This is a genomic window from Pseudomonas nicosulfuronedens (genome assembly GCF_005877905.1).
GTDB classification, from domain to species: Bacteria; Pseudomonadota; Gammaproteobacteria; order Pseudomonadales; family Pseudomonadaceae; genus Pseudomonas; species Pseudomonas nicosulfuronedens.
This window is the reverse complement of sequence record NZ_SWDV01000002.1, coordinates 313,336-332,018: the sequence shown is the minus strand read 5'-3', so window position 1 is coordinate 332,018 and position 18,683 is coordinate 313,336. Positions and strand designations below refer to the sequence as shown.

Annotated in this window: 18 protein-coding genes and 1 tRNA gene; 12 read left to right on the top strand and 7 right to left on the bottom strand. The window is 65.3% G+C overall.

The genetic code is table 11. The features are described from left to right. Nucleotides 1-5: 5 nt before the first annotated feature. Entirely contained in the window at nucleotides 6-329 is a 324-nt protein-coding gene (locus FAS41_RS03710) for a TraR/DksA family transcriptional regulator (protein WP_138520290.1), read from the bottom strand. Between the two features lie 230 nt (nucleotides 330-559). Here FAS41_RS03710 and FAS41_RS03705 point away from each other — a divergent pair, with 230 nt between their 5' ends. Next, entirely contained in the window at nucleotides 560-1,048 is a 489-nt protein-coding gene (locus FAS41_RS03705) for a DUF3015 domain-containing protein (RefSeq protein ID WP_038803701.1), read from the top strand. 61 nt (nucleotides 1,049-1,109) lie between these two features. After that, nucleotides 1,110-2,975, top strand: coding sequence for an Lnb N-terminal periplasmic domain-containing protein (locus FAS41_RS03700; RefSeq protein WP_138520289.1), 1,866 nt, complete (start codon nucleotides 1,110-1,112; stop codon nucleotides 2,973-2,975). 48 nt (nucleotides 2,976-3,023) lie between these two features. Here the strand turns inward: FAS41_RS03700 and FAS41_RS03695 are convergent, their stop codons facing one another. The 4 genes from FAS41_RS03695 to rtcR are packed head-to-tail and all read right to left on the bottom strand — an operon-like array spanning nucleotide 3,024 to nucleotide 7,225. Beyond that, a complete protein-coding gene (locus tag FAS41_RS03695; RefSeq protein ID WP_138520288.1) occupies nucleotides 3,024-4,079 on the bottom strand; it encodes a hypothetical protein in 1,056 nt (351 codons plus the stop codon). Further along, nucleotides 4,076-5,017, bottom strand: coding sequence for an SMI1/KNR4 family protein (locus FAS41_RS03690; RefSeq protein ID WP_171049429.1), 942 nt, complete (start codon nucleotides 5,015-5,017; stop codon nucleotides 4,076-4,078). Before FAS41_RS03690 ends, FAS41_RS03695 begins: the two co-directional genes overlap by 4 nt. Continuing rightward, on the bottom strand, nucleotides 5,010-5,579 hold the full coding sequence (locus FAS41_RS03685; RefSeq protein ID WP_138520286.1) for a riboflavin biosynthesis intermediates N-glycosidase: 570 nt from the start codon (nucleotides 5,577-5,579) through the stop codon (nucleotides 5,010-5,012). Before FAS41_RS03685 ends, FAS41_RS03690 begins: the two co-directional genes overlap by 8 nt. Nucleotides 5,580-5,614: 35 nt before the next feature. Then, nucleotides 5,615-7,225, bottom strand: a complete 1,611-nt coding sequence (gene rtcR, locus FAS41_RS03680) for an RNA repair transcriptional activator RtcR (protein ID WP_138520285.1) — start codon at nucleotides 7,223-7,225, stop codon at nucleotides 5,615-5,617. Nucleotides 7,226-7,510: 285 nt separating this feature from the next. On the opposite strand from rtcR, the gene FAS41_RS03675 reads away from it, so the two are divergent. The 9 genes from FAS41_RS03675 to FAS41_RS03630 all read left to right on the top strand — a co-directional run bounded on the left by FAS41_RS03675 (nucleotide 7,511) and on the right by FAS41_RS03630 (nucleotide 14,754). Beyond that, nucleotides 7,511-7,583, top strand: a tRNA-OTHER gene (locus tag FAS41_RS03675). Between the two features lie 350 nt (nucleotides 7,584-7,933). Beyond that, complete coding sequence (locus FAS41_RS03665) at nucleotides 7,934-9,076, top strand: slipin family protein (protein ID WP_138520284.1); 1,143 nt, start codon at nucleotides 7,934-7,936, stop codon at nucleotides 9,074-9,076. 31 nt (nucleotides 9,077-9,107) lie between these two features. After that, nucleotides 9,108-9,488, top strand: a complete 381-nt coding sequence (locus FAS41_RS03660; RefSeq protein WP_138520283.1) for a zinc-ribbon domain containing protein — start codon at nucleotides 9,108-9,110, stop codon at nucleotides 9,486-9,488. A gap of 14 nt (nucleotides 9,489-9,502) precedes the next feature. Next, nucleotides 9,503-10,723, top strand: coding sequence for an RtcB family protein (locus FAS41_RS03655; protein ID WP_138520282.1), 1,221 nt, complete (start codon nucleotides 9,503-9,505; stop codon nucleotides 10,721-10,723). A gap of 9 nt (nucleotides 10,724-10,732) precedes the next feature. Then, complete coding sequence (locus tag FAS41_RS03650) at nucleotides 10,733-11,311, top strand: hypothetical protein (protein ID WP_138520281.1); 579 nt, start codon at nucleotides 10,733-10,735, stop codon at nucleotides 11,309-11,311. 18 nt (nucleotides 11,312-11,329) lie between these two features. Next, entirely contained in the window at nucleotides 11,330-12,130 is an 801-nt protein-coding gene (locus FAS41_RS03645; RefSeq protein WP_138520280.1) for a nucleotidyltransferase domain-containing protein, read from the top strand. Then, entirely contained in the window at nucleotides 12,127-13,152 is a 1,026-nt protein-coding gene (gene rtcA, locus FAS41_RS03640) for an RNA 3'-terminal phosphate cyclase (protein ID WP_138520279.1), read from the top strand. Before FAS41_RS03645 ends, rtcA begins: the two co-directional genes overlap by 4 nt. Before the next feature lie 87 nt (nucleotides 13,153-13,239). After that, a complete protein-coding gene (locus FAS41_RS03635; protein ID WP_138520278.1) occupies nucleotides 13,240-13,599 on the top strand; it encodes a hypothetical protein in 360 nt (119 codons plus the stop codon). A gap of 123 nt (nucleotides 13,600-13,722) precedes the next feature. Continuing rightward, the gene (locus FAS41_RS03630; protein ID WP_138520277.1) at nucleotides 13,723-14,754 is read left to right on the top strand and encodes a cytochrome-c peroxidase; all 1,032 of its coding nucleotides are present in this window, start codon (nucleotides 13,723-13,725) and stop codon (nucleotides 14,752-14,754) included. 128 nt (nucleotides 14,755-14,882) lie between these two features. Here the strand turns inward: FAS41_RS03630 and gdhA are convergent, their stop codons facing one another. Continuing rightward, nucleotides 14,883-16,217, bottom strand: a complete 1,335-nt coding sequence (gdhA, locus tag FAS41_RS03625) for an NADP-specific glutamate dehydrogenase (RefSeq protein WP_138520276.1) — start codon at nucleotides 16,215-16,217, stop codon at nucleotides 14,883-14,885. Between the two features lie 216 nt (nucleotides 16,218-16,433). On the opposite strand from gdhA, the gene FAS41_RS03620 reads away from it, so the two are divergent. Continuing rightward, the gene (locus FAS41_RS03620; RefSeq protein ID WP_246084804.1) at nucleotides 16,434-16,730 is read left to right on the top strand and encodes a prefoldin domain-containing protein; all 297 of its coding nucleotides are present in this window, start codon (nucleotides 16,434-16,436) and stop codon (nucleotides 16,728-16,730) included. Between the two features lie 58 nt (nucleotides 16,731-16,788). On the opposite strand, the gene ettA is transcribed toward FAS41_RS03620, so the two are convergent. After that, nucleotides 16,789-18,453 carry an energy-dependent translational throttle protein EttA gene (gene ettA, locus FAS41_RS03615; protein WP_017521646.1) on the bottom strand — a complete coding sequence of 555 codons (1,665 nt, stop codon included), beginning with the start codon at nucleotides 18,451-18,453 and terminating at the stop codon, nucleotides 16,789-16,791. Nucleotides 18,454-18,683 lie beyond the last annotated feature (230 nt).

Sequence of the window (18,683 nt, the reverse complement as noted above, 5' to 3'; positions counted from 1 at the left end):
CAGTTTCAGTCCACCGCATCGGCGCAGCGCAGGCAGTGCTCGGCAGCTGGCAGGGCACGCAGGCGGCGCTCCTCGATGGCCTCGCCGCAACGCGCGCACTCGCCGTAGGTCCCATCAGCCAGGCGCAGGCGCGCCAGGCCCACCAGCCGCATGCCGGCCTCCGCTTCGGCCAGCAGGGCGCGCAGCACGTCGTCGTTCTGCCGCTGCTGGGCCTGCTCGGCGAAGTCCGGCGAATGGCTGCGACCCAGGTCGCGGCGGATGGCCTCGGCGCGCTTGGAGTACTCGGCAGCCAGTTGGTCCAGCGCTGGCCGTGGATCGAAATCGACCATGACGACTTCCTCAAAAGGGGAACTGATTCAAGTGTGGTCGGTTCCAAGACTTCCGCCGCTGATGCCGATCAACTGCCGGTCATCTGAGTCACCCCAGGCGGGCTCGGCCATACTGTCTGCGGCAGCGGTTGCCTTGACACCCGCAAGGCATTGGAGAAAAGCTCTGGCAGGCGCTGTTAGGCTGTCAGCGGCTGTTCAACGGTCCCCGACCTCATATAGAGAGAAAAACGATGAAAAGGATTCTGCTCGGTACCCTCCTCGCCACCGCCTCCCTGAGTGCTCTCGCCGATGCCCCCGGCAGCGACGGCTGCGGTTGGGGCAACATGCTGTTCAAGGGCCAGCGCGGTACCGCCACGCACGTCCTGGCAGCTACTACCAACGGCACCAGCGGCAACAACACCTTCGGCATGACCACCGGCACCAACGGCTGCCACACCAATGGTGCGCTGACCTACGGCGGCAAGCCGATGATCGTGCTCAGCAGCATGATGGACGAACTGTCCGAAGACATGGCCAAGGGTGACGGCGAGGCGCTGACCACCTACGCCGTGGTACTGGGCGTGAAGCCCGAGGACCGCGCGCATTTCGCCCAGGTCACCCACGAGCACTTCGCGCAGATCTTCAACAAGTCGGACGTCACCGCCGAGGACGTCTACGCCAACACCCAGGCCGTCCTGAAGCAGGACAGCACCCTGGCCAAGTACGCCGAACAGGCCTGATGGCCAACGCGAGCCCGCCCCTTCCGGGCGGGCTCACCCTTCCCTCCCAGTAGCCCACTCGATGCCCAAACGCCTGTTGCCCTGGATGGCGCTGTGCGCCTGCACCCCACTGCTGGCTTCGCCCGCGATCGACCCACAACGCCTGCAAAGCCTGGCCAACGAGCCCTACTGGCTGGCCCTGGGTCACTATGAGCACGCCAAGCTCGGTGGCTGGCGCAGCTTCGTCGACGACCCTAGGTTCTTCCTCGCCAAGGATGGAGACCGCCATCCGGAATCCGAACTGGCCGCCACCGTGAAGGCCCTCTATGCCCCAGCCAGCCTCGGCGACAAGCACGCCCAGTGTGTCTACCCGGCTCGTACCCGCTGGCTGCGCCAGCAGTTGCAGCTCGCTGACCTGCCGACGGTGGAGTGCAAGGAGTTCACCACCTGGTACCAGGACATCAACCCGCACAGCGCCGTGCTGGTGTTCCCCGCCGCCTACCTGAACAGCCCGTCCTCGATGTTCGGTCACACCCTGCTGCGCATCGACCAGGCCGACGTCGACTCCGACAACACCGCCCTGCTCAGCTACGCGCTCAACTTCGGCGCCTACATCGAGGGCATGGACAACAGCATCCTCTATGCCTGGAAAGGCCTGATGGGCGGCTACCCCGGCCTGTTCGCCCTGGTGCCCTACCGCGAGAAGCTCTCCGAGTACAGCCGCCTGGAGAACCGCGACCTCTGGGAGTACCGCCTGAACCTGACGCCGGAAGAAACCGCGCGCATGGTCGAGCACGTCTGGGAGCTGAAGCAGATCCGCTTCAAGTACTACTTCTTCGACGAGAACTGTTCATTCCGCCTGCTCGAACTGCTGGAGATCGCCCGCCCCGGCACCGAGCTCACCGACCACTTCCCGATCACTGCCATCCCTACCGATACGGTGCGCGCGGTGAAGGACGCCGGGCTGATCGACCGGGTGGACTATCGTCCATCCCGCGAGCGTGAGCTGCTGGCCCGCGGCGAACCGTTGAGCCACGACGAGAAGGTGCTGGCCCGCCACATCGCCGACGACGACAGCCAGCTGCAGAGCCCCGAGTTCGCCGCCCTGCCCGCCGACCGCCAGGCACTGGTGCAGGACACCGCCTTCCGCCTGGTGCGCTACCGCGCCACCGGCCAGGAGCGCGACCAGTCCACCGCCTCGCGCAGCTACAACCTGCTCAAGGCGATCAACCGCAACCCACCGCCGGCACTGGACGTGGAACGCCCCGGTCAGCCGGAGAACGGCCACGAGTCACGCACCTGGCAACTGGGCGCCGGCAGCCGCGATGGCGAAGCCTTCGCCCAGTACGGCCTGCGCATGGCCTACCACGATCTCGACGACAACGCCTACGGCTTCCCCCTTGGCGCACAGATCGAGATTGGCCAGCTCAAGCTGCGCCAGTACGAGGGCAATCGTTGGCAACTGCAGCAGCTGGACCTCGTCACCATCCGCTCCATGACGCCACGCAACGAGCTGCTGAAACCGCTGTCCTGGCAGGTCGCCGGCGGCTGGGAACGAGTGATCGGCAAGCACAGCGACAACGACCACGACACCCTGGTCGGCCACCTCAACGGCGGCGCCGGTGGCAGCTGGAAGCTCAGCGACGATCTGCAGGCCTACGCCCTGGGCACGGCGCGCCTGGAGAACAACCAGGACTTCGCCGCCACCCTCGCCCCAGCCATGGGCTTCGACACGGGCGTGCTGTGGAGCAACCCGCTGGGCAACCTCAGCCTCGAGGGCAAGGGCGACTATTTCCACAACGGCGAAGTACGCCGCACCCTGAGCTTCGGCCAGCAGGTGGAACTGGGCCGCAACCTCGGCCTGCGCCTGTCGGCACAACGCGAGTTCAGCCATGAAGCCAGCCCGCGCAGTGAAGTGATGCTGGAGCTGCGCTGGTACCACTACTGACCCGGGAAGGCGCGCTGCGGCCGATGCCGTGGCGCGCCTTTGCCGGCGTCACGCCAGATAGGCCACCACTTCGTCCTCGCTGAGGAAGCGGACGAGCTCCACCGACGGCTGATGCGCGTCGTGCAGCCGATCAGCGAAGCCCGACCAGGAACGCGACACGCCCTCTTCGGTATCCAGCGCGATCAACACGCAATGGCCGTGTTTGCGGCTATTGCTGCGCAATGGCGCCTCACCCCAAGCCCAGGCCAGGTTGTTGACCAACTCGCCCTTCTCGTAGGCGAACGCCTGCAGCCACAGGTACTGCGCTCTGTCTTCCCTTGGTACCTCGGTTGCCGAAACCGGCGCCGACACCTGCAACCCGAGCCGCTTGCCATGGGCGGCCAGCAGCGGTTGCAGGAGAGAGAACGCGTGGAAATTGCAGTTGATGCCCTGCGCGCTCACCACCAGCCCCGTGCGCGTCGCGGGCAGGATCACCACCAGCTCGTCTTCGTAGGTCAGCGCCGCCGCGTGATCGAGGAAGTGCAGGTTTTCGAAGGGCAGCGTGGTGTTGGACTTCACCATCGCGTCGATGGCGAGCAGGAGCTCGCCATTGGCCAGGAAGTCGCGGTGATTGTCCCGCGAGCGCATCAGCATGGTCATCAGCGGCAATACCAGCAGGTCGACCGCCGCGTGTGCGCTGTCAATGAGCAGTGACTGCGAAGGCGTCAGGCTGTCGAGCCGCGCGCGAGCCTGTCGGGCTGCGGCCTGTGCGTCCTCGTCGTCCTCGGCTTCTTCGTCAGCGCAATACGGGCGCAGTACCGCCAGCGCACGCCCCAACGCATCCAGCACTGCCGCGAAGGCAATACGCGGACTGGCACCGCCTTCCACCCAACTGCCGCAGAACAGCGCCAGCAACGACGCACGGTTAAGGTTGAGCTCGGGAAACAGCACCGCGCACTGGGCAAGCATCTCGTCCGCGCGGGGCGTTCCCAGGGTGTCACGGTACAACTCGCGGACATCGGAACGACGGACGAAGTCCTGCGCCTCGACCCGATCCTGCGGCGCATTCACCGACTGCCGCAGGAACTCGACCAGCGACTCCGGAAGGCCTGTCGCCAGCGTCATGCTACGTCTCCGTCAAGCTGATATTCCGCGACGCCTTGCTCGGCGAACCAGTGGATCACCACCTCGCGCTGCATCACCCGCGCATGCACCGGCGCGTTTCCACCACCGGTCAACAGCCGGCCGAGGTCGCACCCCTGGTCACGCAGTTGTTCCAGCAAGGCGATATCGCCGCTGCGCACCGCGTGAGTCAGGGCCAGGCGTTGCAACTCAGGCTCACCGGCGATACGTCCCTGCTCCAGTGCCGCGCGCCAGTCGCGCACCAGCGGCCGCAACGAACTCTGCAGCAACTGCGCCAGCGCTTCGCCCTCCGCACCCGAAGCAGCCAGCTCATCCACTGCTTCGAGCAACTCCTGCCCGGCATCCGCGCCCTCGGCGAACGGGTCTTCATCGAAGCCCAGCAACTCGAACAGGCCGCACAGATCGTCAGCCACCCTGGTCAGTGCATCCTCATGCAGCCGGAGCGGCCAGGCGGGCGGCAATGCGCGACTCCAGACGTAGATGGCCCCGAACGCCTCCGGCTCGACGCAGACGTACACCCGCTCCAGGTACTCGAAACCGCCGATGGGCAGGAAGCCCACGCGACCATTCCATTCCTCGCCATTCTCGACGGCGACTTCCTCGGCGCATTCCTGTTCGTGCTCCAGCCAGCCCCACAGATCGTGGTAGCCGTCGCTATCGGGGTAGAACAGTTCGTTGAAGGAGTAGGGATGCAGGTGCCCGTCGTAGTCCACGCACAACTCGTAATCCAGCCGCCCACCGAAGGCGCAGCGCCACAGGGCGATCAGCTCGGGCGGCAACCTGCTGCCCAGGCGCTGCTCGACCTCGGCCAGTTGGGTATCGCTGATCGGCGGCCGTGCGTCGTGGATGATGCGCCCGGCGAACCAGGCCAGGCGGTGGTCGCGCAGCAGTTGCTGCTGGGCAGCCGTGAACTCAGGCATCGCCGCCCTCCTTGCGCAGCGCATCGCGCGCGCTCATCAGGGCGAAGCCCAGCAGGTTCAGCCCGCGCCAGCGCGCCGGGTTGCCCGCGTCGGGGTGATCGACCGCCAGGCCGATGCCCCAGATGGCATCCACCGGACTGGCCTCGACCAGCACGCGATCACCCGTGCCCAGCAGGAACTCGCGCAAGGCCGGGTTCTGCCCGAACTTGGCATGGCTGGCACGGGTGACGATGCTCAGCCGCTCGGCATTCCAGGCCGCCTCGTCGAAGCCGAGGATCTCGCGACCGATGGACTTCGCCTCGGCTGACGTGCGCGCGGCGAGAATCCGTGCCAGCGCCGCTTCATCGCCGAACAGCCGGGCCTTGCCGGCCATCATGCAGTGCTCGGCGCTGGCGTAGGTCACTCCATCGATCTCGAAGTCCGCTTCGAACCACTGGCTGAAACAGCTCTTGTCGACTTCCACGGCATGCTTCGGGCGATGCCCCCAGAAGTACACATACTTGAACGCTTCACCCGCCTCGATGCGCCGGCACAGCTGCTCGACACTCATCGGTTCTTCCATGGTCGGCTCCTTGCCGCTGGCGCAAAACGCCGATTCTAGCGCACCCCGTCGGTGATACCGGCCCAATCCAGGCCGAAGCGCGCCAGGTACTTGCGCAGGCGGTCAGCATCGTTGGGGTTCTGCTTTTCCTGACGCGACACGGCGAACAGCTGGCGGCCGGCGTCGGACAGGCTACGCGCCTGCCGGCAGACGTCGATCACCGCTTCCAGTTGCAGGCGGTCGAACAGGTCCAGCGTTTCGCCCCCCTCCCCCAGCAGGCCGTCCAGCGGGCTCTGCGCCTGGGTCGCGCCCCAGGAGCGGCGCAGCCGGCCGATCTCTTCTTCCACCAGCGCCTCATCGATCCGACCACTGTCGGCCAGGGTCGCCATGCGCGTGATGGACGCCGACAGCTCACGGAAGTTGCCGCTCCACAATGCCTGCGCCGAGTTGGCAAAAGCCAGGTAGCGCGTGCGCGCCTCACGGTTGAAGCGCACCAGGCGGCCCTGCTCGCGGGCGTGGCGTTCGAGCTCGAAATCGATGTTTGGCTCGATGTCCTCGCGGCGCCCGGCCAACCCCGGCAGGTCGAAGGTCCAGAGGTTGATGCGGGCGAACAGGTCCTCGCGGAACAACCCTTCGGCGACGCGCTCGCGCAGATCGCGGTGGGTGCCGGCGATCAGCTGGAAATCGCTGCCCACCTCGCGGTCCGAGCCCAGCGGGAAGAAGCGCTTCTCCTCAATGGCCTTGAGCAACATGGCCTGCTCGTCCAGGCCCAGCTCGCCGATCTCGTCGAGGAACAGCATGCCGCCATCCGCCGCGCGCAGCAGGCCTTCACGGGCGTTCTGCGCACCGGTAAAGGCACCCTTGATATGGCCGAACAGCGCGGACATGGCGCCGTCGCCGCGCAGGGTCGCGCAGTTCACCTCGACGAAACGGCCCTGGAACTGGTGCCGTGCGCGTTTGAGTTCGTACACGCGGCGAGCGAGGAAGGACTTGCCGGCGCCGGTCGGGCCGATCAGCAGCATTGGCGCGCGGGAGCGTCCGGCAACCCGCTCGATCTGTTCGATGGAGCGGTTGAATTCAGCGTTGCGCGTGGCGATACCGGACTTGAGGAAGGCCAGGCTTTCTTCCTGCTCACGGCGGAAGCGCGTGGCGATGCGGTCGTAGCGCGACAGGTCGAGGTCGATGACCGTCACCGTCCCTTCCGGCTGCCGCGCCTCGTCCTTGCGCCGCGATGGCGAGGCCTGCACCAGCCGCGCCGGCAGGTAGCACGCCTCGGTCAGGAGGAACCAGCAGATCTGCGCGACGTGGGTCCCGGTGGTGATGTGCACCAGGTAGTCCTCGTGCTCGGTATCGAAGCGGTAGCCACCGACGAAATCGTGCAGCGCGCCGTACACCTCCTCGAAGTCCCACGGGTTGCGTAGCGCCATGGGCTGCAGGCGCACCTCAGTTTCCGGGGAGATATGCCGCACGTCGGCGGCAATCCGCTCGGCCAGCCCGACATCCCGCGCATCCAGCCCATGGATCAGCTCCAGGCGGTCGATCAGCAGGTCCTGCTGCTGGCACAGGCCGACCGTGGGCCGCCACTTCTGCCAGCGCGCCGCGCCCTTGCCGACGCGATCCAGGGTGGAACCGAGGAAGCCGATGGCGACGGTTTTCTTGGCTTTCATCTTTTATCCATCGAGATAAATAACGATCCCAGGATATCCATAAACCCCCTTAGCGGCCAACCGGCGCAGTCGACAAGGCACAGAATAAAAATAATTAAATTGTTATCTATCAGTAACTTATAAAAAATCACCATCCTTCTAAAACAAACCTGGCACGCCCCTCGCTATATCTCCCTCGACCGCATCGCTGATGCAGCCCACGGGCAGGGACTTCCACTCCCGCCGGTGCCCGAGCCCACCCCTGGTGTCGGCTTCGTGCATGCCGCTGCAGCAGTCACGGTCGATGGCGCGGTAGCTCAGCCCGGTAGAGCACTCCCCTCCGAGGGAGCCGTCGCAGGTTCGAATCCTGCCCGCGCCGTTCGATAGCTCAGTCCGGTAGAGCAGCCATCGAAGGAATGGCCTGTCGCGGGTTCGACTCCCGCTCGAACACTGCCCTCCCACGGCAGCTACTCATGAAGGCAACACCCCGCCGGTGGGCGACGGGACAGGCGCAAAGCGGCCAGGAAGGCCGGATACGCCAGGGACCCGAAGCCACCGCCGGCCCGCCCGGTACGAGGACCGGGCCCGCGACAAGGCAAGTGCTGGCCGATGGATTCGGCGACATGGACAGGACGTCCGCAGCACCTGGCTCTCGCAGGCCCCCACCTCGCCACCCGACGGACTGGCGAACACCGGCACCCAAGGACAAGAGAAAGAAGGAAGAGAGCAATGAAACTGCTGAAGCGCTTTACCGTGAAGAAGAACGAACGCGGCCTGCTGTACTCCGAGGGCGATTTCCTGGCGATCCTCGAACCAGGCATCCACCGCCACCTGGACCTGTACAACCGCCTGAGCGTGGAAACCTTCAGCCTGAACACCCCGCTGTTCGAACACCGCCTGGCTGGCTACCTGCGTCAGTCGGAACCGGTGCTGGTCGAACGCTACTTCACCCGCATGGACCTGGCCGAGAACGAGGCCGGCCTGCGCTTCGAAGACGGCGTGCTGGCGGAAATCCTCGCACCGGGCAGCCGCCGGCTGTACTGGAAGGGTCAGACCGAGCAGCGCCTGGAGCGCATCGACCTGAGCCAGGAGTACCGCGTGGCTCCGGCGCTGTTGCAGCAGATGCAGGGCAACCTGCGAGGCCGCGGCGTAATCGGCGTCGAGGCGTTGCTGGTGACCCTGGTGCCGGCCTACCAGGTCGGCGTGCTGAAGGTCGACGGTGCGGTGGTCGAGTTGCTGCCGGCGGGCCAGTACGGCTTCTGGCGCTACAACCGCCAGGTGAGCGTGGAGCTGATCGATACGCGGATCCAGGCGCTGGAAGTCAGCGGTCAGGAAATCCTCACCCGCGACAAGGTGAGCCTGCGCCTGAACCTGGCCGCCAACTGGCGTTACAGCGACGTGCTGACGGCGTTTTCCAGCCTGTCCAAGCCACTGGAGCACCTCTACCGCGAGTTGCAGTTCGGCCTGCGCGCGGCGGTGGGCACCCGCTCGCTGGATGAGCTGCTGGAGAACAAGCAACTCATCGACGACTCGGTCAGCGCCTACCTGAAGGAGCGGCTGCCGGGCACCGGCATCGAGGTCAGCGGCCTGGGCGTGCGCGACATCATCCTGCCGGGCGAGATGAAGACCCTGCTGGCCCAGGTGGTGGAGGCGGAGAAGGCCGCGCAGGCGAACGTGATCCGTCGTCGCGAAGAAACCTCGGCGACCCGCTCGTTGCTGAACACGGCCAAGGTGATGGAGGACAACCCCACCGCCCTGCGCCTGAAGGAGTTGGAAACCCTGGAGCGGGTAGCCGAACGCATCGACCGCATCTCGGTATTCGGTGGCCTGGATCAGGTATTGAATGGACTGGTAACGCTGAAGCAGGCCTGAACAGGGCCTGCCCGGCGCAGGAGAGGGCACCGTGAAGAGCAACAAGCAGCGCCGCCTGGAAATCCGCCGGAAGCGCGAGCGACGCAAGACCTGCAAAGCCGAGCAGGCCAGGCGCCCCGAGAGGCGCCTGGCCCCGCCCGGCAGCGCCCCGGTCAGCCGCTCGAACCTGGCCCCCTATAACAGCTACGGCGACCCGCCATTCGTGCGACGTGGCTGGTACGAGGACCAGGATTTCACCTGCCAAGGCTGCGGCACCGAGCAAACCTGGACTGCCGCCCAGCAGAAGTGGTGGTACGAGGACTGTCAGGGACAGGTGTTCTCTACAGCGATACGCTGCCGCACCTGTCGATTGAACAAACGCATTCGCGATGGCCGGGCACAACCTGCTGCCGGCCAGATCGCCACGCAATAGAAGAGAGTCAGAACATGAGCACCAAGACCTTCCAACTGCTGGAAGTCGCCAACGGCAAACCGATCAAGCTCTGGACCCAGGGCGTGCCGGTGGAAGAAGACGCCAAGCAGCAACTGATGAACACCGCGAAGATGCCCTTCATCTTCAAGCACATGGCGGTAATGCCGGACGTGCACCTGGGCAAGGGCTCGACCATCGGCAGCGTGATTCCCACCCGGGGCGCCATCATCCCGGCCGCCGTGGGAGTGGACATCGGCTGCGGCATGATCGCCGCGCGCACCTCGCTGGTGGCCTCGGACCTGCCGGATAACCTGCACGGCCTGCGCAGCGCCATCGAGAAGGCCGTGCCCCACGGCAAGACCTTCGGCCGCCGCGACCAGGGCGCCTGGGAAGACGTGCCCGAGCACGCCGATGACGCATGGCGCACGCTGGCCGGGCGCTTCAAGGTGATCACCGACAAGTACCCGAAACTGGAGAAGACCAACAACCGCAAGCACCTGGGAACCCTCGGCACCGGCAACCACTTCATCGAGGTCTGCCTCGACGAGGCCAACCGCGTCTGGTTCATGCTGCACAGCGGATCGCGCGGTGTGGGTAACGCCATCGGCAACCTGTTCATCGAACTGGCCCAGGCCGATATGCGCCAGCACATCGCCAACCTGCCGGACCGTGACCTGGCCTACTTCGAGGAAGGCAGCCAGCATTTCGACGACTACGTCGAAGCCGTGGGCTGGGCCCAGGACTTCGCCCGGCAGAACCGCGAACTGATGATGCGCGCGGTGATCGCCGCAGCGCGGCAGGTCATCCGCAAGCCGTTCGAGGCCAGCCTGGAAGCGGTGAACTGCCACCACAACTACGTGCAGAAGGAACGTCACTTCGGTGAAGAGGTACTGGTAACGCGTAAAGGTGCGGTGTCCGCTCAGAAAGGCCAGCTCGGCATCATTCCGGGGTCGATGGGCGCCAAGAGCTTCATCGTCCGCGGCCTGGGTAACGAGGAAGCCTTCTGCTCGTGCAGCCACGGCGCCGGCCGGACCATGAGCCGCACCAAGGCCAAGAAACTGTTCAGCGTCGAGGACCAGGTGCGTGCCACCGCCCACGTCGAGTGCCGAAAGGATGCGGATGTGATCGACGAGATCCCGATGGCCTACAAGGACATCGATGCCGTGATGGACGCCCAGCGCGAGCTGGTGGAAGTGCTGCATACCCTGCGTCAGGTGGTATGCGTGAAAGGATGAGGTGAGGACATGCTGCAACTCCTGGAAAACCAGCGCACAGAAGAGCTGCGCGCCCGCCTGGAACAGGCGGGCTGCGTCTTCGACTTCCGCGTGCTGGCATTCGACCCGACCGCCACCCCCGGCGAAGCGGAACATCGCCTGGCGTTGCAGATACTGTTCGAGACGATCAACGAGCGCGCACGACTGTGGAGGCTGGAGCTGATCGCCAAGGACGCCCGCCATGCCAAGCAGCGCTGGCCGGACCTGACACCGGACCTGGCCCAGGCCCGCCCGCAGGCACTCGATCTCGAGGCAGTGCGCGAACTGGCCCGCGACGACGGCCCGCTGTGCCGCGCTTTCCGCGACCCGCCCTACGGCACCCAGCTTCAGGTAGCGGACTTCCGCGAATGGCTGCAGGTGCTGCGGCTGTACCCGGACGAAGGCCTGCAGGTATTCGACTGGGTGGGCGACGGCGATGCCGAACCTCATCGCAGCCACTGGAGCTGCTACTTCGACGACGGCAAGGAATGGTGGGGCATCTGGTGCCTCACCCTGTACAACCCGCGGCGACGGACATTGTCCGCGCTGGCCGCCAGCGCGACGGACTGAACGAACAAGGAATACCCCATGAACAGGGACGAACGACATCCACTCCCCACCGCCATGCGCGAACGGGTCTGGGACGAATTGAAACGACTGGAGCAGGAGCAAAGCGTCACCGTGCTCTACGCGTGTGAATCGGGCAGCCGCGCCTGGGGCTTCGCCTCGCCGGACAGCGACTACGACGTACGCTTCGTCTATGTGCATCAACCGGACTGGTATCTGCGCGTGGAGGAACCGCGCGACGTGCTGGAGCGCCCGCTGACCGACGAGCTGGACCTCAGCGGCTGGGAGCTGCGCAAGACGCTGCGACTGCTGCGCAAATCCAACCCGACACTGCTGGAGTGGCTGGACTCGCCGCTGGTGTACCGCAGCGAATCGGCAGCGACCGAGGGTCTGCGCCAACTGGCACAGGATTTCTACTCGCCCGCCGCTGCGCGGGCGCACTACCTGTCGATGGCGAAGAAGAACTTCCGTGGCTATCTGCAGGGCGAGGAGGTTCGCTACAAGAAGTACCTCTATGTATTGCGCCCGCTGCTGGCGGTGCGCTGGATCGACCTGGGCCTCGGCATGCCGCCGATGGTCTTCGAGACACTGATGGAGGCAACGCTCGACGATGCCGCGCAGCGCGCCGAAGTCGAGGAACTGCTGGTGCTCAAGCGCCAGGCGGTCGAGGCCAAATACGGCCCGGCGCGCCCGGCCCTGCACCGGCTGATCGAGCAAGAACTGCAACGCGCGGAAACCCTTGGCGCCCTGCGCGGCGGCTGCCGCGACACGGAGCGTCTGGATAGCTTCCTGCGCGAGCAGGTGAGGAAGTACGCACGATGAACAAGCACCTGATCGAACTCGACGGCGCCGAAGGTGGCGGGCAGATCCTGCGCAGCGCGCTGAGCCTGTCGATGATCACCGGCAAGGGACTGCGCATCGTCAACATCCGCGGCCGACGCTCGCGGCCGGGGCTGCTGCGTCAGCACCTGACGTCCGTGCGCGCGGCGGCGGAAATCTGCGGCGCGGCGGTGGAAGGCGACGAACTGGGTTCGCGCAGCCTGACCTTCCGCCCCGGTGCGATTCGCGGCGGCGACTACCGCTTCGCCATCGGCAGCGCGGGCAGCGCCGTGCTGGTGCTGCAGACGCTCCTGCCGGCACTGCTGTTCGCCGACGGGCCGAGCAGCCTGGCGATCAGCGGCGGCACGCACAACCCGCTGGCCCCGCCGGCGGACTTCATCGAGCGCAGCTGGCTGCCATTGCTGCGGCGCATGGGCGCGAAGGTCGACTTCGAATTGCTGCGTCACGGCTTCATGCCCGCCGGCGGCGGTGAATTGCGGGCGTGCGTCGAGCCCGGAGAGTTGCAGCCGCTGCACCTACCGGAGACCGGCGCCGTGCTTTCGCGTTCAGCCCGTGCCCTGCTCGCGGCCATTCCCGGTCACGTAGGGGATCGCGAGCTGGAGAAGGTGAAGCGGCATCAGAATTGGCATACGGCAGCCACTCAGGTCGTCCGTCTGCCGGAGGATCAGGGCCCGGGCAATGCGCTGCTGCTGGAAATCGAATGCGAGCAACTGACCCTGGTGTTCTGCGCCTTCGGTCAGTCCGGGATCAGCGCCGAACGCGTTTCCAGCCAGGCGCTGCGTCAGGCCGATGATTGGCGCCGCAGCGGCACCAGCGTCGATGAGCATCTTGCCGACCAGTTGCTGTTACCCATGGCGCTGGCCGGCGGTGGCAGCTTCACCACACCGCTGCTGAGCGATCATCTGGTGAGCAATCGTGCGGTAATCGAAGCCTTCCTGCCTGTGCACATCGACTGCCAGGCAAAGCCGGCATCAGGCCAGCACATCCGCATCACGCCGGCTTGACGCTTTTCTCACCAAACGCCGGATAGAGTGCCGTCCAGTCACCCTATCCGGCGCGTGTGCCCGCCCCCAAGGCACACGGGAGTCTCCATGGCGCCGCGCGCCGTCCTCGTCCTGCTCTGCGCCACTCTGCTCGCCGGCTGCGAAACCACCCACGAAACCCTCCTCGCCCAGGGCTATCCACCCGCCTATGCCGACGGCTATGACGATGGCTGCGGCAGCGGTCGTCAGGCGGCCGGCGCCATCACCGGCGAGTTCCGCAAGAACGTGCCGCGCTACCTGGGCGAGCCGCAGTATGCCCTCGGCTGGAACGACGGATTCCAGCAATGCCAGGCCATGCGCGTGAGCCAGGAACGCCAGCAGTACGAGGAGCAGCGCAACAGCGACCGGGACCGCGACTGGGAACAGCAGAAGGACCGCGCGCTGTCCCACGCCCTGCGCGGCAACTGACCGCTGCGGCAACCATCCGCACCTGCCCGGGCCGCCCGCTTGATTTCGGTCAAGCCACCCCTCTCCCACCTGGCCTCTCCTTGAACTCAGAAGAAACCAAAGCCTGAGACAAGGAGACTCCACATGCAGCCCATCAAACTGGCGCTGGGCAGCTTGCTGCTGGCCGTGAGCACCGCGGCGGCGCAAGCGAATGCCGACGTACTGCGCGACAACGCCAACAGCATCTTCAAGCCCATTCCGGAGCAGGCCAGCGACCAGCTCGACCCCAACCAGATCGAGCTGGGCCGGCAGCTGTTCTTCGAACCACGCCTGTCCGCCAGCCACGTGATCAGCTGCAACACCTGCCACAACATCGGCACCGGCGGCGCCGACAACGTGCCCGCCTCCAGCGGTCACGCCTGGCAGAAAGGTGCACGCAACTCACCCACGGTGTTCAACGCGGTATTCAACGTCGCGCAGTTCTGGGATGGCCGCGCCAAGGACCTGGAAGAACAGGCCAAGGGCCCAGTGCAGAACCCGGTGGAGATGCACAACACGCCGAAGAACGTCGAGGCCACGCTGAGCAGCATGCCCGAGTATGTCGCCGCCTTCGGAAAGGCGTTCCCCAGCGACAAGCAACCGGTCAGTTTCGACAACATGGCCCGGGCGCTGCAGGCCTTCGAATCGACCCTGATCACCCCGGACTCGCGCTTCGACCTCTACCTCAAGGGCGACGACAGCGCCCTTGATGCCAAGGAGAAGAAAGGCCTGCAGACCTTCATGAGTTCGGGCTGCATCAGTTGCCACAACGGCGTGAACCTGGGCGGCCAGGCGTACTTCCCGTTCGGCCTGGTGAAGAAGCCCGACGGCAAGATCCTGCCCAGCGGCGACAAGGGCCGCTTCGAGGTGACCAAGACGCAGAACGATCAGTACGTGTTCCGCGCCGCGCCGCTGCGCAACATCGCGCTGACCGCGCCGTACTTCCACAGTGGGCAGGTCTGGGACCTGGAGGAAGCGGTGGCGATCATGGGCACCGCACAGTTGGGCAAGCAGCTCAACGCCGAGGAAGTCGGCGACATCGTCGCCTTCCTCAAGACCGTCACCGGCAAGCAGCCGAAGGTGGAGTACCCGTTGCTGCCGCCGAGTACCGCGACCACACCCAAACCGGTGGACTGATCGGATCGCCGCCTGACCAGCCCCGCTGCGGGGTTCTTCGCAAAAGCAAGCTCGCTCCTACGAAGAGCGGCCGTGCTGGCAGAATGAAAACGGGCCCATGGGGCCCGTTCTTCATACTGGCGGAGCGGTCAGACCACGCCCTGGGCCAGCATCGCGTCGGCAACCTTGACGAAGCCGGCGATGTTGGCGCCCTTCACGTAGTTGATCCGGCCATTCTCCTCGCCGTAGGCGACGCAGGCATGGTGGATGTTCTGCATGATGCCGTGCAGGCGCTGGTCCACTTCCCCAGCGCTCCACAGCAGGCGCATGGCGTTCTGGCTCATCTCCAGGCCGCTGGTGGCCACGCCGCCGGCATTGGACGCCTTGCCCGGCGCGTAGAGGACGCCCGCTTCGATGAAGATATCCACAGCCTCCAGGGTTGATGGCATGTTCGCGCCTTCGGCCACGCAGATACAGCCGTTGGCCAGCAGGGTGCGCGCATCGTTGGCATCCAGTTCGTTCTGCGTGGCACAGGGCAGCGCGATGTCGCAGGCGAGCGACCACGGACGTTCGCCGGCGAGGAAACGCAGGCCGGGGCCGGTCATCTCGCTGAGACGGCCGCGACGGACGTTCTTCAGCTCCATGACCGCTTCCCACTGATCCAGGGTCAGGCCGGCCTCGATGAACAGGGTGCCTTCGGAGTCGGACAGCGAGATCACCTTGCCGCCCAGTTCCATGACCTTCTGCGCAGCGTACTGGGCCACGTTGCCGGAGCCGGAGATGGCCACGCGCTGGCCGTCGAAGCCGCTTTCGCGGGCCTTGAGCATCTCCTGGGCGAAGTACACGCAGCCGTAGCCGGTGGCTTCCGGACGGATCAGGCTGCCGCCGTAGGTCATGCCCTTGCCGGTCAGCACCGAGGTGAACTCGTTGGACAGGCGCTTGTACTGGCCGAACAGGTAGCCGATCTCGCGGGCACCCACGCCGATGTCACCAGCCGGCACGTCGAGGTCCGCACCGACGTGACGGAACAGTTCGCTCATGAACGACTGGCAGAAGCGCATGACCTCGGCGTCGCTCTTGCCCTTGGGATCGAAGTCCGAGCCGCCCTTGCCGCCACCCATGGGCAGCGAGGTCAGGGAGTTCTTGAAGACCTGCTCGAAGGCCAGGAACTTCAGCACGCCCAGGTTCACCGAGGGATGGAAGCGCAGGCCGCCCTTGTACGGGCCGATGGCGCTGCTCATCTGGATGCGGAAACCACGGTTGACCCGTACTCGTCCGGCATCATCCACCCACGGTACGCGGAACAGGATCGCGCGTTCGGGCTCGACGATGCGTTCGACGATGCCGGCCTGCAGGTAATGCGGGTTGGCTTCGAGGAAGGGCCAGAGGGAGCGCAGCACCTCTTCCACCGCCTGGTGGAATTCGGGCTGGTCGGGGTCGCGCCGCTTGAGGCGCTCGAGGAACGAGTCAACGGATTGCGTCATGTCTACACCGGTACTTTTCTGATTATGTGATGCTTTTTGCCGGCAGACTCTAACAACCCACGCCGCCCCGAGATAGTGCAGCGTGACGCTTTTATGAATCTTTATGGTGCAAAAATATAAATTCCGCTACTGCCGGACCGGCAGAAAAGCAGATTTTTGTATACAAAATCAATAGAAGATTGAAATCAAGATATTCCTTCAAGCAGGATAATCCCGATGCCCACACGCTTATTCGCGCTCCTTGTCGCCCTCACCTGCACGCTCAGTCTTCCTGCCCACGCGGCCATGAAACTCGGCAATTTCACCGAGTCCGGCGCGCTGGTGGTGGCGGATACATTCGACAGCGAAGTGATCCACAAGTCGAACTTCAGCACCGACGACCTGCAGCGCATGTCGCGCCAGCTGGAGGAACAGCAACGCGCCCTGCAGGACCAGGCGCGGCAAATCGACACACTGCAACGCCAGCTGGAGGAACAGCGTCGCGCCCTGGACGATCTGAAGCGCAGTCGCTGACGAAAAGCGGCAGAAATGAAAACGGGGCCCGAAGGCCCCGTTTTCATTGAGAAGCGGCTTACGCCAGCTTCTTGTAACGCACGCGGTGCGGCTGCGAGGCAGCGTCGCCCAGGCGTTTTTTACGATCGGCTTCGAACTCGGTGTAGTTGCCTTCGAAGAAGACCACCTTGCCGTCATCCTCGTAGGAGAGGATGTGGGTCGCGATGCGGTCCAGGAACCAGCGATCGTGGGAAATCACGATGGCGGCGCCAGGGAAGTCCAGCAGCGCCTCTTCCAGCGCACGCAGGGTTTCCACGTCGAGGTCGTTGGACGGTTCGTCGAGCAGCAGGACGTTGCCGCCCTGCTTCAGGGTCAGGGCCAGGTGCAGACGGCCACGCTCACCACCGGAGAGGTCCTTGACGAACTTCTGCTGGTCGCCGCCCTTGAAGTTGAAGCGACCGACGTAGCTGCGCGACGGGACTTCGTAGTTGCCGATCTTGATCTGCTCGAAGCCGTCGGACACCTGCTCCCATACGGTCTTGTTGCCGTCGAGGATTTCGCGGCTCTGGTCGACGCTGGCGATCTGCACGGTTTCGCCGATCTCGATGGTGCCCGAGTCCGGTTGCTCCTTGCCGGTCAGCATGCGGAACAGGGTCGATTTACCCGCGCCGTTCCCGCCGATCACGCCGACGATGGCGCCCTTGGGAATGCTCAGCGACAGATCGTCGATCAGCTGGCGATCGCCGTAGCCCTTGCTGACGTTGTGCAGCTCGATGACCTTGTCGCCCAGGCGCGGACCGGCCGGGATATAGATCTCGTTGGTCTCGCTGCGCTTCTGGAATTCCTGCGATTGCATTTCCTCGAAGCGCTGCAGACGGGCCTTGGACTTGGACTGGCGAGCCTTGGCGCCCTGGCGTACCCACTCCAGTTCGGCCTTCATGGCCTTGGCGTGGGAGGCTTCCTGCTTGGCTTCCTGGGCCAGGCGGTTGGCCTTGGATTCCAGCCAGCCGGAGTAGTTGCCTTCGAACGGGATGCCCTGGCCACGGTCCAGCTCGAGAATCCAGCCGGCGACGTTGTCGAGGAAGTAACGGTCGTGGGTGATCGCTACCACAGTGCCCGGGAAGTCGTGGAGGAAGTGTTCCAGCCAGGCGACCGAGTCGGCGTCCAGGTGGTTGGTCGGTTCGTCCAGCAGCAGCATGTCCGGGGCGGACAGCAGCAGGCGGCACAGGGCGACACGGCGCTTCTCACCACCGGAGAGGTGTTCGATCTTGGCATCCCACGGCGGCAGGCGCAGGGCGTCGGCGGCGACTTCCAGCTGGCGCTCCAGGTTGTGGCCGTCGGAAGCCTGGAGGATGGCCTCCAGCTTGGCCTGCTCGGCGGCCAGGGCGTCGAAGTCGGCATCCGGCTCGGCGTAGGCGGCGTAGACCTCGTCCAGGCGGGCCTGGGCGGCCTTGATCTGGCCAACGGCCTCTTCGACGATCTCGCGCACGGTGGCCTGCGGGTCGAGCTTGGGCTCCTGCGGCAGGTAACCGACGTTGATGCCAGGCATCGGGCGGGCTTCACCTTCGATCTCGGTGTCGACGCCGGCCATGATGCGCAGCAGGGTGGATTTACCCGCGCCGTTCAGACCGAGTACGCCGATCTTGGCGCCGGGGAAGAACGACAGGGAAATGTTCTTGAGGATTTCACGCTTGGGCGGCACGACCTTGCCGACCCGGTGCATGGTGTAGACGTATTGAGCCATGGATACCTGACTTCTGGGATGAATTGTGATCGGGATGGCCGGAACGGACGACGGCAGGTTCCGGGACGCCGGCACTTCGGGCCGGAGCGGCAGCACTGCGGGCCACCGAAGGGCGCGAACGGCCGATGGACGGCCCTTCGCGCGGGACTCTGCGGGGATGTACTTTATGCCCCGAACTTTGGCCGTACATCACGCGCGCGTGCGGCAAAGCTACCGGAATGAGGCAGGAA

Excerpts from the sequence above, each read along its gene's own strand:
- gdhA (WP_138520276.1), bottom strand. The coding sequence starts at position 16,217 with ATGACGCAATCCGTTGACTCGTTCCTCGAGCGCCTCAAGCGGCGCGAC.
- FAS41_RS03690 (WP_171049429.1), bottom strand. The coding sequence starts at position 5,017 with ATGCCTGAGTTCACGGCTGCCCAGCAGCAACTGCTGCGCGACCACCGC.
- FAS41_RS03685 (WP_138520286.1), bottom strand. The coding sequence starts at position 5,579 with ATGGAAGAACCGATGAGTGTCGAGCAGCTGTGCCGGCGCATCGAGGCG.
- FAS41_RS03655 (WP_138520282.1), top strand. The coding sequence starts at position 9,503 with ATGAGCACCAAGACCTTCCAACTGCTGGAAGTCGCCAACGGCAAACCG.
- FAS41_RS03635 (WP_138520278.1), top strand. The coding sequence starts at position 13,240 with ATGGCGCCGCGCGCCGTCCTCGTCCTGCTCTGCGCCACTCTGCTCGCC.
- rtcA (WP_138520279.1), top strand. The coding sequence starts at position 12,127 with ATGAACAAGCACCTGATCGAACTCGACGGCGCCGAAGGTGGCGGGCAG.
- FAS41_RS03650 (WP_138520281.1), top strand. The coding sequence starts at position 10,733 with ATGCTGCAACTCCTGGAAAACCAGCGCACAGAAGAGCTGCGCGCCCGC.
- FAS41_RS03630 (WP_138520277.1), top strand. The coding sequence starts at position 13,723 with ATGCAGCCCATCAAACTGGCGCTGGGCAGCTTGCTGCTGGCCGTGAGC.
- rtcR (WP_138520285.1), bottom strand. The coding sequence starts at position 7,225 with ATGAAAGCCAAGAAAACCGTCGCCATCGGCTTCCTCGGTTCCACCCTG.
- FAS41_RS03665 (WP_138520284.1), top strand. The coding sequence starts at position 7,934 with ATGAAACTGCTGAAGCGCTTTACCGTGAAGAAGAACGAACGCGGCCTG.
- FAS41_RS03695 (WP_138520288.1), bottom strand. The coding sequence starts at position 4,079 with ATGACGCTGGCGACAGGCCTTCCGGAGTCGCTGGTCGAGTTCCTGCGG.
- FAS41_RS03710 (WP_138520290.1), bottom strand. The coding sequence starts at position 329 with ATGGTCGATTTCGATCCACGGCCAGCGCTGGACCAACTGGCTGCCGAG.
- FAS41_RS03620 (WP_246084804.1), top strand. The coding sequence starts at position 16,434 with ATGCCCACACGCTTATTCGCGCTCCTTGTCGCCCTCACCTGCACGCTC.
- FAS41_RS03700 (WP_138520289.1), top strand. The coding sequence starts at position 1,110 with ATGCCCAAACGCCTGTTGCCCTGGATGGCGCTGTGCGCCTGCACCCCA.
- ettA (WP_017521646.1), bottom strand. The coding sequence starts at position 18,453 with ATGGCTCAATACGTCTACACCATGCACCGGGTCGGCAAGGTCGTGCCG.
- FAS41_RS03645 (WP_138520280.1), top strand. The coding sequence starts at position 11,330 with ATGAACAGGGACGAACGACATCCACTCCCCACCGCCATGCGCGAACGG.
- FAS41_RS03705 (WP_038803701.1), top strand. The coding sequence starts at position 560 with ATGAAAAGGATTCTGCTCGGTACCCTCCTCGCCACCGCCTCCCTGAGT.